Genomic DNA, 15,996 nt, shown 5'->3' with positions numbered 1-15,996 from the left:
TATGTTGTATTATTTTATTGAGTCATTGACATACCTGACATACTTTTGTTTGATATACACATACAGATCATAATCATTGATATCTTTTATAAACTCATAGGAAGGCTGATATCTGGTCATAAACTGTGTAAGGCTGTCGCCTTCCAGGCCGGTGAGTTTGTTGATCAGTATAGGGTTAAATACCTGCTGTACCTGGTTTTCCTTCTCTTTGGCCAACAGTATTTTTTTAAACTTGTCTTTCTTTTTATTTTGTTTAAAAGAAAGGGCTTTATACAGTTTGTTGATATTAACACCTACGAAAGGACCAACAGAACGAATGACTTCATTCCACCGGGGTCTCCGGAAATCAAATTCTTTACGAAATTCTTCGCGCAGGCGCAGTGAATCGCGCAGGTAGTTGTAATGGATGATACTGACGGATTTCAGTTCCAGGGGTTGTCGCTTAAGATGATGAATGAGTGCAGACTTATCTCTGGGAATGATGACCAGTAAAGGCACATAGCCCAGTGCTTTCAATAACAGTGTGTCGCCTTTGCGGGCGCTTATCTCATAAAGGCCGTGGTCGTCGCTGACGGCAGATGCATTATTTCGTTTATTCAATACCGTTACACCAGTAATGGGTATACTGTCTTCCTGCGTAATTGTTCCCTGTACGATGCTCTGTGCATCTGCACTGCATAACAACAGTAATAGGGGGCTTAATAGCAGGATGAATCTGAGTATCGGCATCAGGGAAAATATTAGATGCCGGTAAGATAAAAAGGCTTTCGCAAAGGAAAAGTTAAGATTGCTGAGACTACCATTCCTGTGGTGGTAGCTTTTGTCTGTTATGCAGGTGGTTGGCGGGTTGCACAACTCCTGCGATTACTGTTTGTTTAGAAATTTTTTGATAGATGTCCTGACAGGATCTGATTTTATGTTGAAAGGAGACAGGTAAAAAAATACCAGCTGCTCTGTGGGAAGGTGCCTGTCAGACAAGCCTTTTCGGGCGAGGTAGATTCTGATGGGCGTAAGCAGCAATAGTCTCCATTTGTTTTTATGCTTCGTTTTCCGACGAATGCTTAGGGCTTCATCATAGAGTGTCAGTATTTGCGTAGCTGCTGCAATGCCTTCCATCAGCCTGTCGCGATAGCTGAGGGTAAGTCTTTCCTTTGGTATAAAATGAGCCAGTTTCAGGTCTTCGTTGTAGTACAGGCTGTAACCCCATAGCAGCAGGCGTTTGCAGTATTCAAAGTCATCTCCGGTACTTAACCTTTCTTCGTTGCGGCCGTTGAGTAACGAAGGGTATCTTTCGTTGAAGACGGAGAGGAACAAGGATTTTCTGGTGACGAGACCAGCGCCCAGTACAAATCCGCGATGGGATACATCGCCGGATGTTTCGGCCGGAATGCCGATAGCGTATTTCTCCTTGAAGGTATCAAACCAGTAGGGAAAGCTGCTACAGTCGGAGACCGGGTGACATTGTCCGCCGGCAGCGCCGGCCAGCTTTTGTTGTTTGAGTGTTTGCCATGCGTTGAATACATAGTTTTTGTCGAGCAGGTTGTTGTCATCGCAGAAAAGCAGGCATTCATAGCGGGCTTCCTGCGCTCCTTTTTTACGGGCGTACATCTGTCCCGGCCGGGGTTCATCTACAATCCTGCATTGGGCATTGGGAGGATGGGCTCTGTTCCACCATTCCAGGGCAAGGCTGACGGTTTTATCCGTAGATGCATTGTTGACGAGGATAATCTCCCACAAAAAATCTGCCGGTACTTCCTGTGACTGCAGATGTCCTAAGGTGAGTGGTAGCCGTGTTGCACTGTTATAACAACAGATAATAACGGAGACGCCTGTATGCAATTCTTGTTGATGCATGATTTTCTGTTTGAAATAGTTATTCCACTTTGAGGTATCTGATGATGCTGCTGACCGGCAACGGTACTGGTTTGTTTAATGCCGCATATACACTGGCATGCGTAGCGATATACTGCACCAGTTCAAACAGACGATGCGGATCGCTTGACCAGCGTGCTTTCCATAACTTTCCGATTGCTTTTCGGGAGAACCGGGAAGCAGACAGTAGTCTGGTGCCGAGTAAATTGCGATGAGAAGGGAATATCTGCATGAGGCAGGTATCATAACACACAAACGTGTCGTATATGAGGCGTTGAAGATAGTGGCGGTTGGCCCTGCCGGCAGGGATGATATGAGTAAGTTTCAAAGTTGGTGCCACACCGGCTGCATATCCATTACGGACGCAGAGCAATACCATCTGGGTACCTTCTCCGCTGCTGAGTTGATTGCCCTTCCGGCCAGGCAGTGTAAAGGTGCCTTTCCGCGCATGCTGCACATATTCTTTCAGCAGAAAGGTTTTGGTACAGAGGCCGGTACCAAAAGGATAACAGGATTGCCAGGCCGGTACTGCGGAAAAAGTCACGGTTGTTTCTTTCCGTTGCTGGAATGCCAGCCGTGCATAGTGCTCAATGTTGCTTTCTATGCCGTCTATAAAATCTACCTGTACCTGTCCGGGGCCCCATGCGGCAACCTGCGGGTACTTTTTATACAACGAAGTCAGTTCCTGTAAATAGTTGCTGTCTGGTTCATTATTGTAATCGATGTAAACGATATGTTCCCCACGGGCGGCTTCTATGGCGGCGATGCGGGCATGGCCTACTCCCTGTTCCTTTACCAGGAGCAGCTGCAAGTTGGGGATATGTTGCAGGAAATCCTTTATGAATGAAAGGCTGCTGAGTGGGATAGTGCTGTTGTTGTCTACCAGTAGCACTTCTATCTGCAACTGGTTCCGGTTAAGCTGCTGCACAGCCTGGAGGCAACGTCGTAAAATTCGTTCATCAGGATCACAAGTATATATGACCAGTGAGTAGTCTATCATGCTATTTTTTTATCAGATGAAGTACCGCTCCTGGTTGGCGAAGGTTATGAGATGTACGAGTGAGTTGTCTATAACGCTGGTAGGCAATGCTGCATGGTACGAGAGCTGAATAACAGGTGTAGCAAACAAAGAGGAAAAAGTGTTCAGTTATTATTATCAGCAGGTAAAAGTCTGCCGTAGGCCGCCAGCACCCTGTTTACATTCCGTACATGCTCAGAGCGTACAGCCTGTACGCTTTGGTTTTTTACTCTGGCGCTCAGCCGGATGATCTCATCATCGAGAATAAACAGCGCTACTTCTATTTTCAACATACGGTCTTTTTGTGTGATACCTTTCATATGTTCATGCCGTGGGCGGACGGTAAAATCATCCAGTACAAACTGTTCAAATAAATGAGGATCCAGTTCGTATAACGCGGGGCCGTTCCCGGGCAAGGTCATATTCACTTTGCGTATCATCATCTCCATGCCTTCAGAGCGCATGAAATTCCGGATGCGCCTTCTGAGGTTGGCCAATACCCTCACCGGGCTGGAGCCCTTGAATTTAACACAGGCCTCTGCCTGGAATTTGATGATGACTTTGATATGGATCTCTGACTTTAGGAGATGATCCTCCAACGTAACCCCTTTAACCATTAAAATCTCGCCTTGGGAGGAATTGTCCAGGAGGTAGGTTTTAAATAGCTCTGGGTTGGTTTGGTGTAGTGGTAATTCGGGGTTTTCCATAACATTACAGGTTGTGCTTTTAAAACATACATTCAATGATCTAATACAAATACAGTGAAGGAGCGGGTTTTGTTCAGGGAGGGATGTTATGCGTATATAGAAGGATGACTGGATGATAACTGTGTGTATCGAATATTATTTATATTTAACTTCATTAATGTGATTTGTTACAATGAACCGGGTAATCCTGCTCCTAACAATTTGTTTTCTGTCTTGCAGACAACATCAGAAAGAAATAAAAACAAATAGGAACAAAGAACCGCCGGCTATTGACCGCGTGAATGCCGGTACTGTGCTATTTTTCTGGGGAAACTCCTGGGGAAAAATGGGGTACAGTTTGGGGTACATTTTCGTTTAATTCCCCTTTATCTCCCTTTACCGCTCTTTCCTCTGAAACCCACGTCCGTAAATGAAAAACGCCCAAACCTAGTAAAGCTAAGTTTGGGCGAATTAAGCGTTTTGTAGTCCCGACAGGGATATTTGATGTGTACATAATTAATTGATATTTAATTTTTTATACGTTAGTATTTTTGCTTGGGGTACAGTTTTGGGGAATGACCTTTTGGGTGCTAAAAAAATTAGTTCCCTGGTCTATGATTCCTCAGTTTTCAGGCTCGAATGAAATATTGCTCTGTATCCCTCTTCCGGGTTTTGATTCATAAGGATTTCTACCTCTACAATTATACAGTCAATTGGTTCAAGAGGTTTTACTATATAACTATCTGCACCTGCTTCCAAAGATTTAAGCAAGCCATCTTTTACTTTTTTCTGTGCTATAATCATTATGGGGGTATGGTCATCCACCTGCCTGATTCTCTTTACCAGATTGAGGGATTTAGAGATTTCCAGGCCAATGATGATGACTCCGTACTTTCCTGAAGTGACTAAAGACCAGCCCTGTTTTTCATCTTTAGCCAGAGTTAAGGCATACCCTACAAGACTGAATCTATAAAGTAGTGTAGAATTGAATGTACGGAACACTTCTTTTTCGATCCATAGAATATTAGCTTTCATATTTTTCGATTTGATCATTTAGGATAAGCCCGTAAGGCTGTGTTCAATAGGAGATTATGAATAAAGGAATCCTGTTCCGTTATTATCCACATGCAATAGATAAGAGCCAGTATCAGACAAACAGATACACCCAAAAGAAAGCCTAATGCTATGACTTCCCATTCAAGGCGCAAATTGGGTTCTTTGATTTTTTCGGCGGGTTGAGTGTCCATATGTGAGGTTAATGAGGTGAAGGGATGGATTAGGGTTTTTCGTTTATGTTGTTTATAATATCAGCGTAAACGGCCCGTACATCTCCCTCATTTAGTGATGGGTGTTCTTCCAGTATCCTATTTTTCTCATTTTCGGTTAATGGGCGGGAGGCTCCGGTATCATCGTTATGAATAGCCCAGCAGTTTGAATACTTTTTTACGTAGTACATAAGAGAACGTTTAAGGGTTATAAATGCCATAGCAAAGCCGGCTTTCATATGGAATGAAAGTGATAGCCCATTTATGGAGGAAATGTGAGAGAATGAGTTATAGTAGAGTACCGGGGCCTAAATACATAAAAAAGGCGCGGGCCTCAACTTACCGCCCCAGGGTGTGGAATACCGGATGACGGAAGCGAGCACCCACGCCGTAGCGTGAGCACCGCCTAACATCTGGTATCCTTAAAGTTTCCACACCCTGGACCACATGAAAGCGCGATTTGCTTCAATATTTTAGAAGCCGCAAAATAATGTTTGTACCTCTAAGATATAGCAAAAGTTTTCAAAATATTCTTATTTAAGAATATTTTATTCTCATAAATGAGCATTAAATTCTTATGTGTTCATTTTTTGTTGTATATAATAACACTATTATTATATTTCAGTAATGGCACAGAATAAGAAATATGCAGCTGTAAAGGCATTATTAGAAGCGGGAGGGGTTGTTCACATCGCTGATATATTTGAATATGTTCCCAAATCGAGCACCTATAAATTGCTTAATGTCGGCTATCTATCATTCCTCAAAAAACTTGATAATCCTGGATTATTTACTATTGAGGAATTAATAATTCTCTCTGAATTAATTGGGGTACATGAAGATGTAATAATAACCTTGGCGAAGAATGAGGCAAAGGAATTACACAAGAAACGGAAAAATAGAGGATAGCATTTAGTATCTCACCATCGCATTAATTAGATCTCTTTCACTCACACCTTCAGCAGCCTTCAACTGTGCGAGTATTTTAGCGTATTGTTTTGTGGCTTTCCCATTATAAAACTTCCTGAAATGCCGACTATATAGTTGTTCGCGTATTTGATCACTTTGTAACACAGGCCCGTAGGTCTTTTCAAGATGCCGATAATACTTTGACTGAATCTGCTTTTCATAGTAACCCTGCCCCCTATACTGAAAGTAACCACTTTTAAAATACAGCTTCCGGCACCGCGTATTTGTAAGTGGGCAAATGAAGTACCAAACCTTACCGGCTCCCAGGTTGCTGGGAAGTGCTGTTAGCTCTACCTGATAGCTTATTGACTGTTCTTGCCAACGGTAATCTAATTGCAGATATGGCTGGGGTGCAACCATGTTGACGCAAATGCTTATCTGGCTGTGTACTGTACCGCCTCGGCTCCAGCTTAGGGTACCACTGCGCCATATATCGGGTTGTAGGTATTTCCATTTGCGCAAATCAGTTACAGATATAGCTTTCCTCTCCTCAAATGTTGTTGGGTAAGTTCCTGGTTTTGCCATGCTGTCTCAATTTATAGAAGTCTATTAAGAGGAAGGATCGAGTTAAATGTTTCACAGATCCCTTTACTCATCTTCGAAACGATATTGTAATTCTAGTAGCTCTCCGGTTTTTAAATGATAGAGCTTTTGAAGCTCATGAATAAACTTACAGGTCTCAGCTGTTTCTTTGTAGAATCTAGGGTATACCTCTCCTTCTTGTTCGGGAACGAGTAGTATACATGTCGATTTATCGGAAGAAAGTTTGATTACAAATTCATCCCCATCGTATGGATGAGCGATGAAATGAATATAATCCAGGGTGCCAAATCCAAGCCTCCTTATCCATGTTGAACTAATTTCAACCGGAATAAGCGGGATTTCATGTGATAATTGTTCACTCCATTCAATTATCTTATGGTCACTATTACATACCAAACTTCCTGGTAGTAATTCACTTTTATGGATCATAATTTTATATTTAAACACTACAATCTAAGCAAATAAATTAAACCTAAATAACTAGGGAATGTCAGGATTAATTCTTCCTCATTGCCCTATTTTTGTGCTATTTCAGTGTTGAAACTGATGAAAATAGTGTCATATAATGTCACATCTTTCAAGAGTTTTTCAACAGTAAAAGGAAGCAGTCAACGCCGTTTAGCTTTCCTCTCTTAAACACTTTCCCTATACACGTGCATATGACTTGCGAAAAATCTTCCTGAATATCCGCCAACTCCCCTGCTGCGTTGTATAAAACATCACAAACCTTGGCATTTCTTAGCAAGTAGGAGACTATTTTATAACCCTCAATTTCTGAAACCGTCGCAATGGCATTGATTTCATATTCCTGTCCGTCAATGATGAGGGTGTGTTTGTTTCCCTCTGGCGGTGCTGGTTGAAACAGCTGGTAATCAAACCGGGTGAGGAAATCCCGCAAATCCAGTCCCTTTAGTCGTTCTTCAGTTGAAGCACTACGCTCTAAAAGATCTGATACGGTAAAGGTGGCAATGCTGGCCAGCTCCCTGGCTTTATTGCACCATAGCTCAAATGCCCGTCCATCTGCAGAAAGATCGGGGAATAAGTACACTTGCCGACCTGATAAAACCTGAGTTCGTGCAGCAGTCAAATAAGACAGGCTACCTGCAGCCAGCCAAACAAATCCCGGCAGATATACGCCTGCTACAATGGCTGTTGCCGGCGCTTCCACGATGGCGATCGGTTTACCGGTATCCTCTTTTAAAAGATGTTCGCCAAACAGGCAACTGGCATAGTTCCCGCCCTGGTCTAAATAGGTAGATAACCAGGATGGAAGATGTTCCCCTTTGGATTCATGGTTGTGCTTTAAGATGCTGTGTATCCAAGTGGTATGTGAATGATTGTGAACAGATTTAACAGTATGGCCGGTATGGTCGAATTGTTTCACCTGCCCGGCCCTTATTTTACCGGCTACGTCAATCCACCAAAATACAGTTGCTCCTGGCCAGCGGCTCCCGGAGGTGCCGATCTGATACCGTTGAATCAGTTCGTGGGTTATGTTAGTGCCAAAAAGGGAGTGCAGATAAACAGTAAAGTGGTTGGCGTCATATCCCTGTTGGCTTTTCTTCAGTACTTCAAGTGGAATATAAGAAGGTAGTTTCCTGATTTCTGGCTTCTTATAATATACTGGCCGCTCCCGGTATTCTTCAGCCCTTTTTAACTGTGCCATTGTGCAATCTGGCTTATGAAAATAACCACAGTTTATTTCCCTGTCACACCGGCCATATTCTGCAGGCAAATACTCGCAGGTTTGACCGTCAATGAACCTTACAAACCGTTTCTTCCCACAACTAGGACATATATGCTTCTTATTGCCCCTTTCCAATGTATACCGGTAAGCATTCATAAAAAAGTTATTTTAAGTCCTACATATCCTACATCTGCTACATAGCACAACCGGCATCATGTAGGATATGTAGGATATGTAGCACAGAACAAAACATTATTTTTCCAGGTAGACAACCATTCCAGCCGTTTTACGTTCCATTTCGTACCCGTGGCTCCGTAATCTTTCGCTGACCGTTTTAGAAGAGCAAAGGCGGTAGCCGTTGTCTGCGCAGAATATTTTATACAGGGTATAAAGTTGCTGCAGGGGAAGGAAAGCGATTCGGGACGGTTTATAACCTTCATCCTCCAAAAACATCAACACACTATCTGATTGTCGTTGATACTGTTGTAGCTGCTGTTTGGCCGCATCGCAATCGGAAAAATTTTTTTGTGTCAGCAGCCGGTGCAACCCTTCCAATACCCAATTGAAAACCCCGGAAAGCTCCTGCTGAATGATCTTTTTAGCCAGTTCCTTGTCTTGGGCCTCTGGTGGGATAGTCACATCAAAGGGGATGATCAGGAAGCGCCTAAAATAAGCGTTTGTATGTTCTACCTCTTTGGGTAGCTCATTACAGTTAAAAATGAGCTTTGCGTAATGGGTGAGGTTAAAGGCTTGCCCATAGGGTTGCCGGGCCTCTACCGGCTCCCCACTGGCGAGCTGCTTAAAGATGGATGCTTCCAGGTTCCCGTTTATCTCTGAAGCATAGTTCACCAGTTTGTTGGCCAATTTTGCCCGGTAATATCCGGTAGTATCGGTCAGGCTTTGCAGACTATAGCTACATATGTTTTCTGCGCCCAGAAGGGCGTTTATTATCTCAAAGAAAACAGATTTACCATTTGCTCCCGAACCATACAATAACAATGATTTTTCCAGTTTAAGGGTGCTAGGATGAATAAATACATATCCGATATATTCCGCCAACACTCTTTGACGTTGTATATCCGGCAGCACAGTGTTTAAATACCGGCTGAAAAGTGGGGCTTTTGCTGTTTGGTCAAAAGCAAATGGCAGCTGATAAGTAATAAAATCATCCCGCTTGAACTCCCGTAAGCGGGTACCCTCCGGTGTTATCTCAAACGTACCGTTTTGCAGGTTGATAAAAACAACATTGTGAGGCTGTAAAGGGCTGGGTAGGTGAGCCGAATCAAAGAACTGCTTCAACAGATGATCCCGGAACATATAAAACCGGCTTTTATACTTGTCTATTCCCATTTTTTCACCACATTTCCCCAGGAAGCCCTTTAGTTCATCGGTGCTAAGCTGCGACCAGTAAGCACCATTGTACAGGTAAATAAAATCCTGGTGCTGGCATATTCCCCAGCGGTTAGCAGTGGCAATCCTCAATATTTCCTCAATGCTGATGATCAGATAGTGAGCTTGTTTGAGCCTGCATTTAGCGATGAGTGCGCGGAGATTTTTTACTTTTTCCCTGATAGTGTCATCATCATTGAACGCTCCTTCTTTGGTTATCAACTTTGACTCCAACCCATTCAAGTCCTCTCGCAGCCCATTAACATGTGAGAAGGCCATACTTAGGAAATCTACCGGTTGAACCTTTTCCAGTAGCCGGTTTAAAATCAGCTCATGTGCTACTGGTTTCCCCTGGGCCAGTAGTTCCCGGCTATGTTCCAGGATGCTGGTAACGGTTAGGGGCTGGCTTGGTTCTGGAAAATTTGGCTTAGGGAAGTGGTCGGGGGTAGGGTTACTTTGAATCATGATGTCCTCCTTTCTGTTTGGCTGACCGTATCTGCTTTAAAGATTGTTCCAGCTCAGAGCGTTTGTAGCGTACTCTTGTCCCTATCCGATAGCCGGTAATCTTCCCGGATTTGGTAAAGTCCAGCAGGGTGGGGAGAGAGATAGAAAGTAATTTCGCCGCTTCTTTCCTGGTAAGTAATTCCTGATTTTGGGGAGGTAGTGGAGCTGCTGCAAAGTGTTTAGAAAGTTCGCTGCTGACAGCTTCAGAAATATAAGTTTTTAACTGTTCCAGCGGGATCGCTGATAGTAATACATTATCCATCATCACAAATCATTTAGTTCGTGACAAAGTAACAACTACAGGAAAGACTGGTCAAGTACTGTAACTAGTTTGTAACTACTTTTTAGGGTGGTTAAATAAGATGGAGGCAAATTTCTTTATGTAGCGTTTACTATAAATTTTGGTCTCTCTTTCACTTGGTTTAAGATACTGCATAAGACTTGCCTCTGTTTTGCTATCTATCTTTTTTTGGGTCTCGGAAAAGTCAAAGCAACTCAATATCGATCGGGTAAAGGCGTTTACCTCACCATGGTTTATTGGATCAATCCAACCTTTGTTTTCCAGTTCTGTAATAAGCTCGGCAAACTCTTTTAAACTCCCTCTCCATCGTATTCTATAAGTATCAGCTAAGATACTTTTGACGTTGGCAAGTTCATCGTCGCTAATAGTTTCAAGGGGAATCAGTTCGATGTCGCTGGATTGGCTTGTAATCTGTTGCAGTACTCTCATATAGCCATCCATTTTACGAAAGAATTTTTCTAGTGGAAGATCAGGATTGCGCATAAATAGGGATTGAAGGTTAACAGGAATACTATAACCCGATATTAACGGGGCGCTACGCAACCTATTTGCACGGTATAGTTATGCATGCGTTAATTATCTCCTTTTATGCTCCTTTTAACAGAGGCGGAAAGCCCCCCTTTTACCTTTGGCGCACCGGGCGAAATTGTCCATTTAATTAAAAAAACTCTTTTATGAACCAGACTGAAATGGTTGAAATTCTTGATCGCGATGATGCGGAGCTAAAAGCTAGGTTAGAGTCACTCGATGAGTATTGTATTAACCAGATATTTCAGGAATACACCAAGATTCGTGAAGTAAGTCTCAATGTTAGGCTTGACGATTTCAAAATTGAAAACAAAAGCTTCAATTTTAGTTTTACAGTAAACATATCTATTTTGCCCACCGGCGTTGTTGATGTTCCTGGGCGTTTTATGGATCAGGACGCAATGGTTGAAAAGCTCGGCCATCATGATGTAGGGTTGAAAAAAAGGTTGGAGTTGCTTGAAGAATACCGTATTAACCAGATATTTCAGGAATACACCAAGATTCGTGAAGTAAGTCTCAATGTTAGGCTTAACGACTTCAAAATTGAAAGCAAAAGTTTCGATTTTAGTTTTACAGTAAGCGTAAATACTTTGCCCTACATTGTTGATGTCGCCGGGTGTTAAAAATTGGTAACCTTAAAGCCAGCTATAGCCATAAGTAATTGAGTGTTACTTATGGCTATAAATCCAATCCTATACAGCTATGAGTAAATTCCTTTTCTCCCAATGCATTTTTAACAGCTTCGCATGTTCTGCCGGTGTTACCTTGATATATCGTAAAAATGCCTTTTCCGTTTTATGCCCAGTGATAGCCATGATGGTGATGACCGGTGTACCGGCCAAATATTCATTGGTGGCAAAGCTACGACGGGCGGTATGGGTACTGATCAGCGAACACTTAATGTAGGAAGTGGTTGTTTTATTACCTCCTTTAGTACAGGTGATAGTCACCAGCTTTTCAAGCGCTGGCACCTTTTTACCAATGTCCTTTAGGTATTCATTCATCTTTTGATTACTGATTGCCTTCGGCAGGTTTCCGCTGTACTTATTGAGAACCCGCTTCACCACCGGGTGAATAGGAATGACTACTTTGCCATCCGTTTTAGTTTGTCTTATCTCAATGAAATCATCACTGATGTGTTCCGGGCTTAATATAGAGTAATCAGAGTACCGTAACCCGGTATAACAGCCAACAAGAAATAAGTCCCGGATACGGTCTAGTTTAGGATTATTCGTCAGGTCTAAATCCTCAATCGACTTTAATTCCTGTTCATTAAGGTATATGCTGTCGGTTTCCTCTCCTGGCTTAAAGAAGTAGCTACCTTCAAAATCAGTGTTAACTATCACTCCCCGGCTTTTTGCCTCTCCCATTACAGTAATGATACGTTTTATATGGGTACCTAGCGTATTGGGTTTCAGGTCTTCTGTTTTTGTTAGATAGTTGATGAAGTCATTGTGAAACTGTATATCAATAGTGTTGAAATCAATCTTTCGATGATAGGTTTTCTGAAACTCTTCGAGGTGGTTAAGCGTAGTAACATACCCTTTATTGGTATTGGGGGATGTTCGTTTCTTGGTAATGGGGCTGATCCGTTCCCCTCTTTCAGACCGTGCGTTGAAATCCTTAAAATAAGAGAAAAATGTAACCTGTTTTTTCTCTGTTTTCCCCGTTGCAATGTCCAACAGCTCTTTAAGTTCTGCCGGCGACGGTATTTTGTGCTGGTGGTCATTACGGTATTTACGGTATGTGCTTTTGATGGTGTGGTCTAAGTAGTCAAGCCGTGCGTTAAACTCCGGATATTCAGGAAATGCTTTGTTGCCTTTAAATGCCCGTTGGGTAATTGTATCCCAATAGAGTGTGGGAAGACTTTCAGATAGGTAATACTTCAGTTGCTCGCCTTCGTAGCAGATTCTTGCAAAAATGGTACTGGTGGAATCTTTGGGTCTTTTTAAATAGTATTTCACTTCCATGGTCACAGGTTTAAGGTTAACAGATTGGGGTACAGTTTTGTAACGGTTTTGGATTGGCAGCCCTCACAGCCGCCGGTTTTGGGGTACAGTCTGGGGTACACTGGGGTACAGTTTGGGGTACATTTTTACTTAATCCCCCTTTATCTCTCTTTACCCTTCTTTCCTCTGAAACCCACGTCCGTAAATGAAAAACGCCCAAACTTAGTAAAGCTAAGTTTGGGCGAATTAAGCGTTTTGTAGTCCCGACAGGGATCGAACCTGTATCTAAAGTTTAGGAAACTTCTATTCTATCCATTGAACTACGGGACCAGCCGTCTGTACCCTAAATGGGTATCGGGTTGCAAAAGTAAGGGTTTTAAATTAAAATTTAAAGACTTTCTATATCAACTTTCCCGCCGGAGGGAGCATAAATGCTGTCGATTTCCTTGCGGTACTTGTTCAGGACTATTTTGCGCTTCACCTTGAGGGTGGGCGTGAGTTCTCCGCCATCTACGGTCCAGTCCTGCGGCAGCAGCAGGAATTTTTTGACCTGCTCTATATGGTTAAAGAACTGGTTGTATTTGTCTACGGCCTGTTTATAGAGGTCTATTACTTCCTTGTTTTGCAGCAGGGCCTCAGTGTTATCGGTGGCGATGCCCCGTTTCTGTGCCCAGGTGCGGAGATTATTGAAGGAGGGGACGATCAGCGCCGCGGTAAATTTGCGGTCTTCGCCTACTACCATGATCTGTTCGATGTAGGGAGACTCCTTGAATTTATTTTCAATGGGTTGTGGTGCTACGAATTTGCCACCGGAGGTTTTGAAAAGTTCTTTTTTCCGGTCGGTGATTTTCAGGAACTTATGATCTATCAGTACTCCGATATCACCGGTATGGAACCAGCCATCAATGATGGCGTCGGCAGTGAGATCGGGGCGTTTATAGTAACCGATGGTGACACCGGGGCCTTTGCAGAGGATTTCCCCATCCTCAGCTATTTTTACTTCTACGCCGCTGATAATGGGTCCTACGGTGCCGAACATACGATCTTCCACATTGTAGTAGCGGTTGACGCTGATAACAGGGGATGTTTCTGTAAGCCCATATCCTTCGAGAATGGGGATATTGGCGGCAGTGAATATTTTCAGCAGCCGTACCTGACAGGCGGCGGCGCCATTTATAATAGCCTGAACATTACCGCCCAGGGCTGCCCGCCATTTACTGAATATCAGCTTATTGGCCAGTTTCAGCTGTATGTTGTACCAGAAGCCCATGTCATGATTGATCTCATAACGTTTGCCCAGGCCAACGGCCCAGAAGAAAAGGGCTTTTTTGATACCTTTAAGCTCCAGCCCGGTAGTCATGATCTTTTCGTATACTTTCTCCATCAACCGGGGCACCGTCGTAAAGAGGGTAGGTTTCACCTCTCTCAGATTGTCGGCGATAGTCTCCATGTTTTCGGCGTAATAGATGGGCACACCGCTGGTTAGGTAGAGATAGGTGACCATCCGTTCAAATACATGGTTGAGTGGCAGGAAACTGATTGCTCTGGCGTTACTACTCACAGGCAGGTAAGGCTTGCAGGCCATTACATTGCTCATGATGTTGTGGTGGCTGAGCATTACACCTTTAGGTATGCCCGTGGTGCCGGAAGTATAGATGATGGTGACCAGTTCTTCCGGAGAGATATTTTGTTTGATTTCCTCAATACGGGCGTAGTTGTCCGGATCGGCCATTTCCAGAATTTCTGTCCAGTGCCGGGCGCCTGCTACCTTGTTGAAGGTGAAGATCTCCCGGATAGAAGGGATTCTGTCGCGGGAAGCCTGTATTTTGTCCAGCAGCTCTTTATCGCTGACAAACAGGATGCGGGCTTCAGCATCGTTGAGTACAAATTCCAGTTCGTGCTGGCTGATGGTAGGGTAGATGGGGGTTAAGGCGGCACCTATCTGCTGGCAGGCAAAGTCGGTCAACAACCATTCCGGCCGGTTAGGCGAAATAACAGCGATCTTGTCTTTCTCCTCATTTTGGGTGATACCAGCCCTGATGCCCAGTTTCAATAAGCCGGAACTGAATTTCAGGGTAATATCGGCCACTTCTTTTGTACTATACTTTCTCCACTGGCCGTTTTCCTTGCCGGTCAACATATCCTCAAGCGGATAGTTTTCCAGTTGATAACGGATTACATCAAATAATCGCTGCGGTTGGTCCATCATGCTGTTGTTTTGTTTTGGCTCAGATATGGGTCTTCTGCTGGTAGTAACTACTCATATTCTTTTCAGCGTATCGTCATAAGTATCTTTACGGAAGGCGTTAAAGTACTGATATGCCAGGGCAATTCCCCAGCCCAGTGCCGGCCATGCCGGCCAGGGTATCCCTTCAGACATGTCCCTGTCTGTGAGGAACCATACAGCCCATAATCCCATATTGATAACCAGGTAAATGATAAGATGCGATTTGAAGCCGGCCCTGGCTTTTGCAATACGCCAGAGACGTTCATCTCTTTGCTGAGTAGTTTCCATTTCTGTGGTTTTTTATACGTGATAGTGGCTGTATTAAATTTAAAATATTTTATTGGCTTCACGTAAAAAAAGCGAAAAATGAAGGCTATCTCGCTGCCCTCACATGAAATCCGATATTCACCTGTGAATTGATCAGTTTGTCCTGTAAGGATTTGTCTGCCCGGTAGTTGATGCCCCAGAGTGTGCGGTCAATATTGAAGTTGGCGGTGGCTATCAGTTCATCGTTGCTAAGCTTTATACGGGCGGGGAAAGAAATATTTTTAGTGACACCTTTGAGGGTAAGGTTGCCGGAAATCAGGTGGGTGGCGTCTTTTAGCTCTACTTCTTCACCAACAACAGGATGGTAGGATTTGATAGCAGTGATTTCGAAAATAGCTGTGGAATATTTTTCCACATTAAAAAAAGCAGCACTTTTCAGTTCCCTTTCCAGTTTGTTTTTCATGGCAGTATCTGCGCGCAGGTCTACATCCTGGAGGGAATGCATGTTGATCACCAGCTGGCCTCCGGTGATCAGGGTGTCTTTGATATACACGGCACCACCTGCGAGCCGCAGGGTACCATGATGTTTGCCGGTAGGTTTGGTACCTATCCATTCTACCACACTGGTGGCAGTATCTGCCAGGTAAGCGTGTCCGCTGGCAGTTCCTACGGCCTGAGCGTTGGTAGCGCTGGCCTTGTCTGCCTTAGGAGCCTGCTCGCAGGCTGCTATCATTCCTGATAGCAATAGAAAAAAAACAATACTTCTCATAATTATCTCCCAGCATTTATAA

General features: G+C 43.6%; 18 protein-coding genes, 1 tRNA gene and 1 pseudogene. 2 read left to right on the top strand and 18 right to left on the bottom strand.

The annotated features are described in order from the left end of the window. Positions 1–9 precede the first annotated feature (9 nt). The 6 genes from KD145_RS17330 to KD145_RS17305 form a co-directional block, all read right to left on the bottom strand. Positions 10–729: a hypothetical protein gene (locus KD145_RS17330; protein ID WP_212000253.1), complete on the bottom strand. Its 720-nt coding sequence runs from the start codon at positions 727–729 to the stop codon at positions 10–12. Between the two features lie 135 nt (positions 730–864). Continuing rightward, positions 865–1,854, bottom strand: a complete 990-nt coding sequence (locus KD145_RS17325) for a glycosyltransferase (RefSeq protein WP_212000251.1) — start codon at positions 1,852–1,854, stop codon at positions 865–867. Between the two features lie 19 nt (positions 1,855–1,873). Further along, positions 1,874–2,872, bottom strand: a complete 999-nt coding sequence (locus KD145_RS17320) for a glycosyltransferase (protein ID WP_212000247.1) — start codon at positions 2,870–2,872, stop codon at positions 1,874–1,876. Positions 2,873–3,015: 143 nt separating this feature from the next. Further along, complete coding sequence (locus KD145_RS17315) at positions 3,016–3,597, bottom strand: hypothetical protein (protein WP_212000245.1); 582 nt, start codon at positions 3,595–3,597, stop codon at positions 3,016–3,018. 591 nt (positions 3,598–4,188) lie between these two features. Then, positions 4,189–4,611, bottom strand: coding sequence for a response regulator (locus tag KD145_RS17310; RefSeq protein WP_212000242.1), 423 nt, complete (start codon positions 4,609–4,611; stop codon positions 4,189–4,191). A 241-nt stretch (positions 4,612–4,852) separates the two neighbouring features. Beyond that, positions 4,853–5,032, bottom strand: coding sequence for a hypothetical protein (locus KD145_RS17305; protein WP_212000240.1), 180 nt, complete (start codon positions 5,030–5,032; stop codon positions 4,853–4,855). Between the two features lie 436 nt (positions 5,033–5,468). On the opposite strand from KD145_RS17305, the gene KD145_RS17300 reads away from it, so the two are divergent. Further along, a complete protein-coding gene (locus tag KD145_RS17300; protein WP_212000238.1) occupies positions 5,469–5,750 on the top strand; it encodes a hypothetical protein in 282 nt (93 codons plus the stop codon). 3 nt (positions 5,751–5,753) lie between these two features. Here the strand turns inward: KD145_RS17300 and KD145_RS17295 are convergent, their stop codons facing one another. From KD145_RS17295 to KD145_RS17270, 7 genes and pseudogenes are all read right to left on the bottom strand, one after another. Beyond that, on the bottom strand, positions 5,754–6,335 hold the full coding sequence (locus tag KD145_RS17295; RefSeq protein ID WP_212000236.1) for a hypothetical protein: 582 nt from the start codon (positions 6,333–6,335) through the stop codon (positions 5,754–5,756). Between the two features lie 63 nt (positions 6,336–6,398). Then, positions 6,399–6,782 (bottom strand): hypothetical protein, encoded by a 384-nt coding sequence (locus tag KD145_RS17290; RefSeq protein WP_212000234.1) that lies wholly within the window; start codon positions 6,780–6,782, stop codon positions 6,399–6,401. Between the two features lie 148 nt (positions 6,783–6,930). Further along, a complete protein-coding gene (locus KD145_RS17285) occupies positions 6,931–8,019 on the bottom strand; it encodes a DUF6371 domain-containing protein (protein ID WP_212000232.1) in 1,089 nt (362 codons plus the stop codon). A gap of 15 nt (positions 8,020–8,034) precedes the next feature. After that, positions 8,035–8,196, bottom strand: a pseudogene (locus KD145_RS32600) (PG0870-related protein); the annotation flags it as partial. 96 nt (positions 8,197–8,292) lie between these two features. After that, positions 8,293–9,894, bottom strand: coding sequence for a phage/plasmid primase, P4 family (locus KD145_RS17280; RefSeq protein WP_212000231.1), 1,602 nt, complete (start codon positions 9,892–9,894; stop codon positions 8,293–8,295). Continuing rightward, a complete protein-coding gene (locus KD145_RS17275) occupies positions 9,881–10,198 on the bottom strand; it encodes a helix-turn-helix domain-containing protein (RefSeq protein ID WP_212000229.1) in 318 nt (105 codons plus the stop codon). The genes KD145_RS17280 and KD145_RS17275 overlap by 14 nt, the downstream gene beginning before the upstream one ends. A 72-nt stretch (positions 10,199–10,270) precedes the next feature. Further along, entirely contained in the window at positions 10,271–10,717 is a 447-nt protein-coding gene (locus KD145_RS17270) for a hypothetical protein (protein WP_212000227.1), read from the bottom strand. A gap of 191 nt (positions 10,718–10,908) precedes the next feature. Between KD145_RS17270 and KD145_RS17265 the strand changes: the two genes are divergently transcribed. After that, positions 10,909–11,385: a hypothetical protein gene (locus tag KD145_RS17265; RefSeq protein WP_212000225.1), complete on the top strand. Its 477-nt coding sequence runs from the start codon at positions 10,909–10,911 to the stop codon at positions 11,383–11,385. Between the two features lie 69 nt (positions 11,386–11,454). On the opposite strand, the gene KD145_RS17260 is transcribed toward KD145_RS17265, so the two are convergent. From KD145_RS17260 to KD145_RS17240, 5 genes are all read right to left on the bottom strand, one after another. Further along, entirely contained in the window at positions 11,455–12,732 is a 1,278-nt protein-coding gene (locus KD145_RS17260) for a site-specific integrase (RefSeq protein ID WP_212000219.1), read from the bottom strand. A gap of 237 nt (positions 12,733–12,969) precedes the next feature. After that, positions 12,970–13,041, bottom strand: a tRNA-Arg gene (locus KD145_RS17255). 58 nt (positions 13,042–13,099) lie between these two features. Further along, entirely contained in the window at positions 13,100–14,920 is a 1,821-nt protein-coding gene (locus KD145_RS17250) for a long-chain fatty acid--CoA ligase (protein WP_249219417.1), read from the bottom strand. 51 nt (positions 14,921–14,971) lie between these two features. Continuing rightward, on the bottom strand, positions 14,972–15,226 hold the full coding sequence (locus KD145_RS17245; RefSeq protein WP_212000218.1) for a 2TM domain-containing protein: 255 nt from the start codon (positions 15,224–15,226) through the stop codon (positions 14,972–14,974). An 85-nt stretch (positions 15,227–15,311) separates the two neighbouring features. Then, positions 15,312–15,974: a YceI family protein gene (locus tag KD145_RS17240; RefSeq protein WP_212000217.1), complete on the bottom strand. Its 663-nt coding sequence runs from the start codon at positions 15,972–15,974 to the stop codon at positions 15,312–15,314. Positions 15,975–15,996: the final 22 nt, after the last annotated feature.

The sequence above is a fragment of the Chitinophaga sp. HK235 genome, assembly GCF_018255755.1.
Taxonomy (GTDB): domain Bacteria; phylum Bacteroidota; class Bacteroidia; order Chitinophagales; family Chitinophagaceae; genus Chitinophaga.
Note: the sequence above shows the minus strand (reverse complement) of the source record. Positions and strands in the feature narration are given on the sequence as shown.